Source organism: bacterium, from assembly GCA_021372515.1.
In the GTDB taxonomy this organism is placed as follows: Bacteria; Gemmatimonadota; Glassbacteria; order GWA2-58-10; family GWA2-58-10; genus JAJFUG01.
The window spans coordinates 1-12,483 of record JAJFUG010000193.1; the positions used below are offsets into that span (position 1 = coordinate 1).

At 64.5% G+C, this 12,483-nt stretch carries 13 protein-coding genes; 10 read left to right on the forward strand and 3 right to left on the reverse strand.

The features are described from left to right. From LLH00_17405 to LLH00_17425, 5 genes are all read left to right on the forward strand, one after another. Positions 1–928, forward strand: a 928-nt coding sequence (locus LLH00_17405; GenBank protein MCE5273057.1) for an iron-containing alcohol dehydrogenase, incomplete at its 5' end; no start/stop codon positions are given. A gap of 165 nt (positions 929–1,093) precedes the next feature. Further along, positions 1,094–1,519 (forward strand): hypothetical protein, encoded by a 426-nt coding sequence (locus LLH00_17410; protein ID MCE5273058.1) that lies wholly within the window; start codon positions 1,094–1,096, stop codon positions 1,517–1,519. A gap of 152 nt (positions 1,520–1,671) precedes the next feature. Then, positions 1,672–2,187, forward strand: coding sequence for a hypothetical protein (locus LLH00_17415; protein MCE5273059.1), 516 nt, complete (start codon positions 1,672–1,674; stop codon positions 2,185–2,187). A 436-nt stretch (positions 2,188–2,623) separates the two neighbouring features. After that, positions 2,624–3,151 (forward strand): GNAT family N-acetyltransferase, encoded by a 528-nt coding sequence (locus tag LLH00_17420; GenBank protein MCE5273060.1) that lies wholly within the window; start codon positions 2,624–2,626, stop codon positions 3,149–3,151. A gap of 188 nt (positions 3,152–3,339) precedes the next feature. Then, positions 3,340–4,785 (forward strand): PAS domain-containing protein, encoded by a 1,446-nt coding sequence (locus LLH00_17425; GenBank protein MCE5273061.1) that lies wholly within the window; start codon positions 3,340–3,342, stop codon positions 4,783–4,785. 111 nt (positions 4,786–4,896) lie between these two features. Here the strand turns inward: LLH00_17425 and LLH00_17430 are convergent, their stop codons facing one another. The 3 genes from LLH00_17430 to LLH00_17440 are packed head-to-tail and all read right to left on the reverse strand — an operon-like array spanning position 4,897 to position 7,579. Further along, positions 4,897–6,234, reverse strand: a complete 1,338-nt coding sequence (locus LLH00_17430) for an aminopeptidase P family protein (GenBank protein MCE5273062.1) — start codon at positions 6,232–6,234, stop codon at positions 4,897–4,899. 38 nt (positions 6,235–6,272) lie between these two features. After that, on the reverse strand, positions 6,273–7,019 hold the full coding sequence (locus LLH00_17435) for a carbohydrate-binding family 9-like protein (GenBank protein MCE5273063.1): 747 nt from the start codon (positions 7,017–7,019) through the stop codon (positions 6,273–6,275). 47 nt (positions 7,020–7,066) lie between these two features. Then, entirely contained in the window at positions 7,067–7,579 is a 513-nt protein-coding gene (locus LLH00_17440; GenBank protein ID MCE5273064.1) for an HIT domain-containing protein, read from the reverse strand. A gap of 282 nt (positions 7,580–7,861) precedes the next feature. On the opposite strand from LLH00_17440, the gene LLH00_17445 reads away from it, so the two are divergent. From LLH00_17445 to argH, 5 genes are all read left to right on the forward strand, one after another. Then, the gene (locus LLH00_17445) at positions 7,862–8,314 is read left to right on the forward strand and encodes an arginine repressor (GenBank protein MCE5273065.1); all 453 of its coding nucleotides are present in this window, start codon (positions 7,862–7,864) and stop codon (positions 8,312–8,314) included. Between the two features lie 292 nt (positions 8,315–8,606). Further along, entirely contained in the window at positions 8,607–9,647 is a 1,041-nt protein-coding gene (gene argC / locus LLH00_17450) for an N-acetyl-gamma-glutamyl-phosphate reductase (protein ID MCE5273066.1), read from the forward strand. 22 nt (positions 9,648–9,669) lie between these two features. Continuing rightward, positions 9,670–10,419, forward strand: a complete 750-nt coding sequence (gene argB, locus LLH00_17455; protein ID MCE5273067.1) for an acetylglutamate kinase — start codon at positions 9,670–9,672, stop codon at positions 10,417–10,419. A 118-nt stretch (positions 10,420–10,537) separates the two neighbouring features. After that, positions 10,538–11,782: an argininosuccinate synthase gene (locus tag LLH00_17460; GenBank protein ID MCE5273068.1), complete on the forward strand. Its 1,245-nt coding sequence runs from the start codon at positions 10,538–10,540 to the stop codon at positions 11,780–11,782. 5 nt (positions 11,783–11,787) lie between these two features. Further along, the coding region (argH, locus tag LLH00_17465; protein MCE5273069.1) for an argininosuccinate lyase at positions 11,788–12,483 on the forward strand (696 nt) is incomplete at its 3' end.

Here is a 12,483-nt window from a genome sequence, read left to right on the forward strand (position 1 = left end):
CGCCGCCGATCTGGCGCGCCGCACCGGCTGCGACATCTTCATCGCCCTGGGCGGCGGCAGCGTGATGGACACAGTGAAGCTGGCCGCGATCATGAGCGTGCACGAGGGCGCCCTGGCCGACTACCAGATACAGAAACTCCAGTTCCGGCCGCAGTGCCCCGCGGTCATCGCCATCCCCACCACCGCGGGTACGGGCTCCGAGGCGACCAAGGTCTCGGTGATCACCAACCCGGCCCTGGGGGTGAAAAAGGGTGTCTACTCCTGGGACATGCTGCCCACGGTGGTGCTGCTGGATGCCCAGCTCTGCCTGGACCTTCCGCCCGATATCACCCGCGACACCGGCCTGGATGCCCTGGGCCAGGCCATCGAGGGCTACCTGTCCACCGCCAACAACGCCATCGTGATGGCGCATGCCGCCCATGCGGTGAGGCTCATCCGCGCGAACCTGCCCCTGGCCGTGCGCGAGGGCCGCAACATCGAGGCGCGCCACAACATGCTCCTGGCCGCCTACTGCGGCGGCGTGTCGATCGGCACCGGGGTGGGCCTGGGCCACGAGCTGGCCATGGCCGTGGGCAGCCACCGTCACCTGGCCCACGGCAAGCTGGTCGGCATCCTCACCCCCTATTGCCTGAAAGCCAACCTGGGCTGGGCGGATGAGCGGATCGGGGAGCTGGCCTGGCTGTTCGGACTGCGCGGGCAGGAGAGCGCGAACCGGGCGGGCGGGGCACTGGTGCGCGAGCTGGCCGAGTTCAACCGCGGCCTGGGCCTGGAGCGCTCCCTGGGTGAGCTGGGGCTCACCACGGCGGACATCGACCGTATCCTCGAGCTGACCCCGGTATCCACCACGATCCGCACCAACCCGCGGCCCCAGGACAACGCCCTGCGCCGTCAGGTGCTGGAGGAAGCGATTGCCGGGGTGGAACTCTGAGCGACCGGCATTTCTTGCCCTGTCGGACCGTGCTGAAAGCTCGTTTTACGGTTGAATGCCTGCCGGAGTGGAAAACCGGCCTTCCGGACCGCGCGGCTTGAAATTTGCAGTCAGATCGGGCACTGAAAGTATTCCCTGTCTGCTGTTAAGGAGCGGAGCGCCGGATTGAAAAACGCGGACGAAAAGCTGGAACAGAGGCTGGAGCAGGAGCTGGTGCGCCTGCAGAACCTGGGAAGCCTGGTCGAGCTCCAGGCGAGCCTGATCGAGAGCGGCGAGCTGGAGCGCCTGCCCCGGGTTCTGGAGCGCAAGGACCGCATCATCGCCCGTCTGCAGGAGGCCAGGGCGCAGTACGAGTCCGCGCTGCATGACAGCCCCGGCCTCACGGCACGGGCACGGCAGTTGTGGGAGGAGTTGGGACAACGTATCCGCGAGCACTCGGCGCGCGACCGGGTCAGCCTGGACCGGGCCGTCGAAATCAGGCAGGAGTTGGCCCGAAAATTGCGCCAGGTGAAAGCCGGGAAAAAAATGCTCCTCGGCTACGCCCCTGTCGCCACGAAGGGGAAAGCCCGGTTCAAGGACATTAAAACCTGAGCGTGGCGTTAAAGTCCGGCCTGATGGCTGTCGATAATAGAGACAGAAAGACATGGAATATCCCGCTGTCGGATAAGACCTGGAATTGTTAGCGGACCGTCACGGAGCCTGGATTTCAGGACCGCCGGGCCGCGTTTCCCAGAGGACTGCCGATGAAAATAGACAATTTCCTGCAGAGAACCGACGCCAAGAGCCTGAAAGACCAGGCCCCGGTGGACAAACCCCGCGAGGGGGCGGTCAAGGGCGCGAAAGACGGCTCCGCCTCCGGTGTGCTCCGGGTGGACACGGTTACAATCTCCGAGCAGGCGCGCAACCTCCAGCGCACCCAGGGCGAGAACCCGGCCCTCCAGAGCCAGGAGGAAAAGGAAGTCGAGGTCAGCCAGGACAAGGTGCAGACAGCCCGCACCGCTTTGGCCGGCGGACTGCCCCTGAGCGATGAGGTCGTGGAGAAAACCGCCGAGGCGATCCTGACCAGCGGAGCCCTGGGCGACATAATCGATTCGCGGCGCCTCGCCGCCGGGGCCGGACGCAGCGGCCTGGACAGTGTGGCCGGCCCGGATGAGGATCGCTTGCAGCAGATCCGCCAGCGTATCGACTCGGGCTACTACAACAATTCCGAGGTCGCCTCCGGCATCGCCGACCGCATGCTCGAAGACATGCTGGCCTGAAACACGTGTAACCTGTGAGACAATTAAAGGCCGCCCCCCGCCGGGCGGCCTTTTCTTTTCTGATTTGAATCACCCCGTCCTCATCGGCCGCCAAGCCCTAAGCTTTTTTGGGGAGCCGCGCAGGAAAAAAATCTCCACTGTGATCCGAAAACAGGGTGTAGGGGGAGGTTTGGCCGGCCTCCTGGCGATTACCGCCTGACGGGGTCTCGCTGGGAAACGCAGGGACATCACTGCAAATAAGTTCCTGCTGGCTTTGCCTCTTCCGCTGAAACGAAAGAAGGCCTTAGAGGGGCTATTCCAGCACGGATATGAGCACAAGCCGTCAAGACGGCCCTTGCCCGGAACCCACCCAGCCGGTATTATAATTCCCGGCTCTGCCTGCGGCCGGCCCCGCCGGTCGCAGATTCACCCTGAACCAGGTTGCCCGGCTTGAACGATGAATGTCCTGACCACCGCGCGGCTCAGCCTCGCGCATTCCACCCCGGCCGACCTGGAGGACATGCTGCGCCTGCTGGGCGACCCGCGGGTGATGGAGTTCTACCCCGAGCCGCTGGACCGGGACGGGACCGCAGCCTGGCTGCTGCGTAACCGTGAGCGCTACGAGCATCACGGCTACGGCATCTGGACCGCCCGGCTCCTCGGCTCCGGCCAGTTCGCCGGCCTGATCGGGTTGAACCCGATGCGCCTGTCCGAGCGGGAGGAGACCGCCCTGGCTTACCTCCTCGTACCCGAACTCTGGGGACACGGCCTGGCCACCGAGGGCGCGGCCGCCTGCCGGGATTACGCCCTGGAACGCCTGGGCCTGGCCCGGATCGTCTCGCCCGTGCGCCCCGTGAACAGCCGCTCGGTCCGCGTGCTGGAACGGGCCGGTTTCGTTCCGCACGGCCGCTGCCTTCTGGCCGGATTCGAGCATGTCGTTTATGTCGCCGGTGAAAAAGGCGAACTCTTCAAGCTTCAGCCCTGAATCCCAGACTACAGCCCCCCGACTGTTGAATGTTTTTATGCAATCAAGCGCACGTTTCGAGACAATTGAACGAGTGTTATTCTTATGCTATTGATATTCAAGCTCTTAGCAAAGGCATGCATATTGCTTTAACTTATTGCCAAAGTTTTGCGCTGTCCACTTTTACACAATCAGCGGAGTCGGCACCGATGGCCGAACCTAAAACTGAAGACCTTCGACACAGCCTTGCCGGGAAACTGAAAATCGCGGCAGTGGTCCTGACCATCCTGGTGCTCGGTGTGTTCGTCAGCCAGCGGAACTACCTTTTGTTCCACCTGCTGGCCGAACTGTTCAGCGTGGTGGTGGCGGCAGGCATCTTCATGTTCGCCTGGAACTCGCGCCAGGTGAGCGAGAACGGGTTTGTCCTGCTGCTGGGCCTGGCCTACCTGTTCGTCGGCCTGTTCGACCTTCTACACGCCCTCTCTTTCAAGGGCATGCATATCATGGCCGTCTCCGGCTCCAACCTGCCCACCCAGCTCTGGGTCGCGGCCCGGGCGATCGAGAGCGTTTCCCTCCTTGGCGCCACATTTCTGCTCGGACGGCGTCTGCGGCCATGGCCGCTGGTCCTGACCTGCGCCGTGGTGTCCGGCCTTCTGCTGCTCAGCATTTTCAGCGGCCATTTCCCGGACTGTTTCCGGGAAGGCCAGGGCCTGACCCTGTTCAAAATCACTCTGGAGTACGCGTTCTGCGTCCTGCTCGCCGTCACCCTGTTGCGCTTATACAGGCTGCGCGCCAATTTCAGTTCCACCGTCTTCAGACTCGTGGCCTGGTCCCTGGTCAGCAGCATCGCCAGCGAGCTGAGTTTCACCCTCTACGCCGATCCCTACGGCCTGTTCAACATGATCGGCCACCTGCTTAAAATCCTCTCCTTCTACCTGGTCTACCGGGCGGTGATCTTCACCGGGTTGCAGCGCCCCGTGGAGCTGCTGTTCCATCGCCTCAGCCGGCAGCAGGACTCCCTGCGCCGCAGCGAGGCCGCCCTGTCCGAGGCCCAGCACATGGCGCACCTGGGGAACTGGAGTTGGGACCTGGCCACGGGCCGTGTGCTCTGGTCGGACGAGGTCTACAACATCCTCGGCCTGGATCCGGCGGAGCACCAGCCCAGACGCGAATGGATCGACTACATCCACCCCGGGGACCGCGATATGATTCAGGCCGCCGTGGAGCAGGCCATTTCCGAGGGTGACAGCTACGACCTCGAGGTCTGCATGCTCCATTCCGACGGCACGCCCCGGCATGTCCGCGCCATCGGCCGGCTGGATTACGATCCGCTGGGCTGTCCCTCACGCCTGGTGGGGGTCCTGCTCGACATCCACGCCGCCAAGCTCGCTGCGGTCGAGCGCGACAAACTGATCTCCGAGCTGGAGACCGCCCTGGCCAATGTGCACACCCTGTCGGGCATGCTGCCGATCTGCTGCTCCTGCAAGAAAATCCGCGATGACTCGGGCTACTGGCGCCAGGTTGAGGAGTACATCAGCGCACATTCCGACGCCGATTTCACCCACGGCCTCTGCCCGGAGTGTCACGCCAAAGCCATGCGCGAGATGGAAGCCACTTTCCAATTCCCGGTGGACCCGCCTGAAGCACCCGCTTGATCCCGGCCCTGCCGCGGCCGAGAGGGGGATAAAAAAAGGGACAGCCCCTGCGGCGGCTGCCCCTCTCTCTGACTGATCTAAACAATCCCGACCCACCCCGGACCGCCCCGCTCACTGCACCGGGGCCGCGAACGCCTCTTTCAAGCCTTTCTCCCCGGCCAGCAGCGGGATTATTTTCCGCTGCAGCGGAGCGCTCAGGTCCACGGTGTGCTTATTGTCCGGCCCGGCGGAAATGAACAGGTTGTTGCACATGCGCAGGGCGTAATTCGTGGTCCAGACACCCGGCTCCAGGCTGAACCCCATCCCGGGCATCACCTCCCGGTCATCGTGGGCCAGCCAGTCGTCAAGCTGCACGCCGAAGGAATGGCCCCACGGGTTGAGGTTGAACCCCAGCGGCCGTGGAAGCAAATCCGGCGCGCCCAGCAGCGCCCGCGCCGTATCGTCCACCTGATAGCCAAGCACCTCGTGCCCCGGGCCCATCCCTTGCTCCAGACAGTCCAGGGCCGCCTGCGCCGCCGCTACGATAGCCGTCCACTGCCCGGTCAGCGACGCGTTGGCGGCCGTATCGGCCACCAGGGTCCAGCCCAGGCGGGCGAACATCGGTAACTCGGCCTTGCGGGGACGGGCGGAGGCCTCCAGGTAGATCAGGCTGCCGCGGGTTATCACCAGGGGCTGCTTCCGGTCCGGCGAAGCCAACTCGGTGCGGGTCAGGCTATCCAGGCGCACGCTCACCGGAGCCACGCTCTCCAGGCCCGCTTTTTTCAAGCCGCTCTCCACCTGACGGGCCAGGTCCCGGTCCGTGGTCTTTTTGCCCGCGGCCAGACGGTCTCCCAGCCAGAGCACGCTCCGTCCGAGCACCGAATCCAGCGCAGCCGCGGCCGCGCGGTGCGAATCCACATGCCCCAGCATCCAGCGCGTGTTGAAAAACGACAGCATCGAGCCGGTCGGGATCACCTCGAAAGTCATCCCTTTCAGCCATTCCACCACGCCCGCGCCGGCCTGGTCCAGGTCCGGCACGTTGTAACCGGCTGAATAATTGAGCGCCGCCTTGCGCACGAAAGTGTAAAGGTAGCCGGTGAATTGCTTCTCCAGCTCGGCCCGGCTGCGGTAGGGCAGCGGGTACATCTTGATGCCGCTGAAAACCTTCTCGTCATCCGGATGGTAGACCAGGCAGGGACGCTTGATCGTGGCCATGCCGGGCAACACGATGAACCAACGGTGGCGCGTGGACCCGGACAGGCCCAGGACCTCCCGCGCGGCGTCGTCGAACGCCCCCTGGCCCGTGAAAATCCAGGCGTCGAACCGCTTTTCCAGCATGTAGGCCTGCATGCCCCGGTACACCTGGGGCTCGACCAGGTCGCGGCCATGCTCCGGGTGGATCGCCTGAGCGGCGGCGGCGGAAAAGAAAACGGCGAGGCACAGCGTGGCGAAAAAGACTATCCGGCGCATGCTTTTCACTCTCCCTGTGAACGAGGCGGTTTTGGTAATCATTCGAGCCGCAGCACGCCGTAGACAGCGGGCTGACGGAAGGGGTGGGCCCCGCACCAGTCCCACAGGTGCTCTTCCGGCCCCTCGGCATCTCCGGCTGCAAAATTTATACCCACCGTTGCACCGGGCCGGGGCGTAACGCCGATCTCCTTCCAGGGGATCGCCAGCTCCACGCTGAACCCCTGGTCCAGGTCGGTCGAGTCGTTCAGCGTCCCCTCGTGGCCCACCGCCCACTGGCCCTGGCTCTGCCAGGCGGCGTCGCTGGCGCCCTCGGGCGTGCCGCGGTCGTCTTTGACCTGGCCCAGGACGTTCACGTGGTAGACTATGTCGTCCTCCAGCCATTTGTCCGTGCAGTCGCGCCGCGGGTCTATCAGCACCTCGATCATGTCGTCCTTGTACAGGGCCTTGTGGTCGCGCTCGGACTGGAGCCCGACTAAGTAATGGTCCTGCACCTCGTAGCCCACGTACAGGTAATTCCGGTCCCAGAGGGTGAAAATTTTTACCCGGTTGGGGTCGGCCACTGCGGAGGTGTCATCCAGCAGAAGCGAGTCGGCCCCCTGCCAGTCATCCAGCCAGCCGTCCACCGTGGGCGACTGCTGCGCCTGATGGCAGACCAGGCCCTTGCGCGGTGTGCCGTCGGCCAGGCTGTCCTTCTCCGGCCCGGCCGGAGCTTTCACACCGCAAGCGCCCGACAGGGCGAGACAAACCAGTACGGCGCAGGTAGCACTCCAGACAGTCCTGTTCACGGGCTTTCTCCGTGGTTCGAGGGGCGTGATAGGGTGTTGAGGTATGCCTACGGTTCGGATACCAGACCGCGGCGCTCGAATGTGGCGCGCAGCTTGGCCAGGGTCTCGTGGGGGTCCTCCACCAGCACGCGCGTGCCCTGGCTGATCATCTCCAGCAGACCGAGCTCGTTGCGGTGGCGCGGCACCAGGTGGCAGTGGATATGCTCGATGCTCGCCCCGCTGGTCGGGCCAATATTGTAACCCACGTTGAACCCGGCCGGGCTGTAAAGCTCGTCCAGCACCCCCATGCAGTTTTTCTGCAGGCGGTGCATTTCCAGCACCTCCTCGCGGTTGAACTGCCTGAGGTCGGTCAGGTGGCGCAGCGGAAAAATCATCAGGTGGCCGGGGTTGTAGGGAAACAGGTTCAGCGACACCAGCATCAGGCGGCCGCGGTGCACCTCCAGCGAGACCACCCGGCTGTCGCGGTCCCGGATCGAGCAGAGTATGCAGTCCACCTTGGGCTTGGCGCCCCGGACGTAGCCCAGTTTTCCAGGAATGACCAGGTGCTTGTCGATCTTCATCCGTTTTCCCGTATCTTGCGAAAGATATCACCAAGCGCAGACTCATCTTACAACTGGCCCGACCGGGCCTACCCGAGGTGCGCCGCAGCTCCCGTCCCATCCGTCGTCCTGCCCAGCAAACATATCGCCGCTGCGGAGGAAACGCAATAGCCTGCCTGCTCGTGTCAGGTGCACCGCTTTTTCCAGCCCGCGGCTGAAACATTATTGACAAAGACCGCCTTCCATTGTAAATTTATTAATTATTTTTGTATATTTATACAACTCATTCATCGGTGTATTCGTATGGCGGATGAAAAACGGCGACGTCGCAGCCTGATCCTCAAGCTGGTGGCCAACGAACCGATCTCCAACCAGGGCAGCCTGCTCGACCGCCTGGGAAAGCTGGGGATCGAGACCACCCAGGCCACGATTTCGCGTGACATACGTGACCTGGGCCTGGTCAAGGTGGCGGACGGCTCAGGGGTCTACCGCTACGTGTCCCGGCGCGAGCAGGGCTGGAGCACGCCGGTGGCCGAGGGCGCGGTCTGCTCGGTGGAATTCTCGGCCAACCTGATCGTGGTCCGGACCCGCTCCGGGTTCGCGCAGTCCGTGGCCGCGGCGGTCGACTCGCTCAACTGGCCCGAGGTGTTGGGCACAGTGGGCGGGGATGACACGGTGCTGGTGGTGCTGCGCGACAGCGAGCACACGGGCGGGGTAATCACACGCTTCCGTTCTCTGTTCTCGATCGAGCACTGAGCCGCAGACGGCCCGCTCCTCGACGCTGCCTTTCCGGTCCATGCAGGGTTGCACCCGCGTGTGCGATCGGGCGGACAGCCCTTAAGGGGAGAGCATGCCGTCTCCCACGTAGGGGCAGGCCCCTGTGCCTGCCCTGTTCCGCAGGGCGGCCACGGGGGGCCGCCCCTACAAAAGACACGGGACCGGGCGCCCCATCTCCGGCCGTTTTCGGCGGCAGAAAAGGGATTGCACTCCGTAATTTACGACAATGAATGTCAACTGATCGACAGGCTTCGGACAACAAGGAGAAGTGGTGGACAGAAAGATCAAAGTGGGTGTCTACGGGGCTACCGGCTACACCGGGTTCGAGCTGCTCAAGCTGTTGCTCGGCCATCCGCGGGTGAGCCTCGAATTCATCACCAGTGAGACCTACCAGGGGAAGAGATTTTCACAGGTCTTCCCCTGCGCCATCGATAAAGAGCTGGTCGCCAGTGAGAAAGCCGACCCCTCCGGCGTGGAGGCGGTGTTCACCTGCCTGCCGCACACCACGGCCATGCAGACCATCGCCCGCATCGACCGTCCTGACCTCAAGATTATCGACCTGAGCGCCGATTTCCGCTTCGAGGACCCCGCGGTCTACCAGCAGTGGTACGGCACGACGCACACGGCGCCCCAGCTCTTGAGCGCCAGTTGTTACGGCCTGCCCGAGCTGTTCCGCAGCCGTATCGCCCGCAGCCGCATCGTGGGCAACCCCGGCTGCTACACCACCAGCGTGATCCTGCCCGCCGCCCCGCTGGTGGCGGGCAACCTGCTCGAGCCTGGCTGCGAGATACTGGCCGACTCGAAGAGCGGGGTCACCGGCGCGGGACGGAAGGCCGAGCTGGCCTACAATTTCTGCGAGGTGGATGAGAACATCCTGCCCTACAAGGTGGGCCGCCAGCACCGCCACGTGGGCGAGATGGAGTCCGTGCTGGGCGCCCTGGCCGGCGACAACAGCCTCCGGGTGGTGTTCACCCCCCAGCTCGCCCCCTGGAGCCGCGGCATCCTGTCCAACCTCTACCTGCGGACCGAGGCCCCGGCGGCCAGGATTCGGGCCGCCATCGAGGAGGCCTACCGCGGCGAGCCGTTCGTGCGGGTCCTGCCCGAGGGCCAGGCCGCCCACCTGAACTGGGTGCGCGGCAACAACCTTTGCGTGATCGGCGTGCACCCGGTGCCCGGCACGCGCACCGTGGTCATCTCCTCGGCCATCGACAATCTGATCAAGGGCGCCTCGGGCCAGGCGCTGCAGAATTTCAACCTGGTGTTCGGCCTGGAGGAAACCACCGGGCTGGCTATCCCAAGCGTGAGGGCCTGAGACTATGGACAACCGGAGACCGATGGTCCTGAAAATCGGGGGCGGCGAGGTGGACAGCCCCGAGTTCCTGGAACGCATGAGCACGGTGGTGGCCGCCCTCAAGCGGCCGCTGGTGATCGTGCACGGCGCGGGCAAGGAGATCGGCCGCCTGCTGGAAAAGCTCGCTCTGGAGGTGCGCTTTGTCGAGGGCCTGCGCGTCACCGATGACAAGGCCATCGAGGTGGTGGAAATGGTCCTGAGCGGCCTGGTCAACAAGCGCATCGTGGGCGCGCTGCAGCTCAAGGGCCTCAAGGCGCTGGGCCTTTCGGGACGCGACCTGGGCCTGATCAAGGCCAAGAAGATGACCCAGCCGGCCGGGCTGGGCCATGTGGGCGAACCGGGCATAGTCAACGCCCTGCTGCTCAACCGCATGCTCGAGCTGGGCTGGCTGCCCGTGGTCTCGCCGGTCAGCCAGGATGAGGCCGGCGCCGTGCTCAACATCAACGCCGACCATGTGGCCCAGAAAGTCGCCCTGGGGCTCAAGGCGGCCGAGCTGGTGTTCCTCTCCAACGTGCCCGCAGTGCTGGAGGGCGACCACGAGATCGGCGCGCTCAGCGGCGCGGATGCCGAAAAACTGATCAAGATGGGGATCATCACAGGCGGCATGCTGCCCAAGGTGCGCTCGGCCCTGAGCGCCCTGGAGGGCGGAGTGCAGAAAGTGCTGATCACCGACATCAGCGGTATGGAACGCTATCTGGCCGGCAAGGTCGTGGCCACGATGATCACGAAATAGTATATGCTGCTGGCTCGACACATTGCCGCAGGGGCGATTCATGAATCGCCCTACCGGTTCTTTATTCGCAAATTCCTGTCTCACCAACCATAATCCGAACTGGACTGGAGCGCTGAAGATGAAAAAGCAGGTCAAGAAAATCGTCCTGGCCTATTCCGGCGGACTGGACACCTCGATCATCATCCCCTGGCTCAAGGAAAACTACCCCGGCAGCGAGGTGGTCGCCTTCGCCGCCAATGTCGGCCAGCGTGAGGACCTGAGCGGCCTGGAGGCCAAGGCGCTCAAGACCGGGGCCTCCAAGTGCATCGTCAAGGACGTGCGCGAGGAGTTCGTCACCGACTACATCTGGCCCACCCTGCGCAGCGGCGCGGTCTACGAGCGCAAGTACCTGCTCGGAACCTCCATGGCCCGGCCCTTGATCGCCAAGTACATGGTGGCCGTGGCCGAGGCCGAGGGCGCGGATGCGGTCAGCCACGGCGCCACGGGCAAGGGCAATGACCAGGTGCGCTTCGAGCTGACCACCAAGGCCCTCAACCCCGCGCTCAAGATCATCGCCCCCTGGCGCGAGTGGAACATCCGCAGCCGCGAGGACGCCATCGACTACGCCGCAGCGCACAACGTGCCAATCGTGGCGACCAAGAAAAAAATCTACAGCCGGGATGAGAACCTCTGGCACCTGAGCCACGAGGGCGGCGAGCTGGAGGACCCCTGGAACGAGCCGAAAGAGGAGATGTACCAGCTTTCGGTCTCGCCCGAGAAAGCTCCGGACAAGCCCACCTACCTGACCCTCGATTTCGTCAAGGGCACCCCGGTGGCGCTGGACGGCAAGGCGCTGGGCCCGGTGGCCCTGGTCGAGAAACTGAACGACCTGGGCGGGGCCAACGGCATCGGACGGGTGGACCTGTGCGAAAACCGTCTGGTCGGCATGAAAAGCCGCGGCGTGTACGAAACCCCCGGCGGGGCGATCCTGGTGCGCGCCCTGCGCGAGCTGGAGGAACTCTGCCTGGACCGCGAGAGCATCCGCATGAAAGATTTCCTGGCCGCCAAGTACGCCGATCTGGTTTACAACGGCCAGTGGTTCACCTCCATCCGCGAGCAGCTGGACGCCTACATCGACGCGTCGATGAAATTCGTCACCGGCACGGTGCGCCTGAAGCTCTATAAGGGCAACATCATCACCGCCGGGCGCAAGAGTCCGCACTCGCTCTACCGGATGGAATACGCCACTTTCGGCGCTGAGGAGGTCTATGACCAGTCGGATGCCGAGGGATTTATCAACATCTTCGGCCTGCCGCTGACCGTGGAGGCGATCCTCGAGCGCGAGGGCGCCCGGGCCACCGGACGGCGCGCGGGCAAGGCGTGAGCGCCATGGCCGAGGACAAGGCGAAAAAAGCCTGGGGCGGACGCTTCCAGGAGGAGACCGACCGTCTGATGGAGGAGTTCAACGCCTCTATCGGTTTCGACTGCCGTCTCTGGCGCGAGGACATCCAGGGCAGCCGGGCCTATGCCGAGGCCCTGGAGCGAGCCGGGATAATCACCGCCGCCGAGCGCGACAGCCTTCTGGCGGGCCTGGACAAGGTGGCCTCCGAGGTCGAGCGCGGCGAGTTCGAGTGGCGGGAGCAGGACGAGGACGTGCACATGGCGGTCGAGCGCCGTCTGACCGAGATCGTGGGCGCTGTGGGCGGCAAGTTGCACACCGGCCGCAGCCGCAACGATCAGGTGGCCACCGACATGCGCCTCTGGACCCGCACCGCGGTGGAGACCGTGGGCCAATGCCTGATCGGCCTTCAGCGCGCTATTCTGGACAAGGCGCGCGGCCGCGAGAGCACCTGGCTGCCGGGGTTCACACACCTTCAGCAGGCCCAGGTGGTCAGTTTCGCCCACTACCTGCTCTCGTTCTTCTGGATGTTCCAGCGCGACCGTGAGCGTTTCGCCGAGTTGAGCGCCCGGGTCAACGCCCTGCCTCTGGGCTCCGGGGCCCTGGCCGGGCACGCCCTGGGCATAGACCGCGATTTCCTGGCCGAGCGCCTGGGTTTCACGAAAGTCTGCCCCAACAGCATGGAT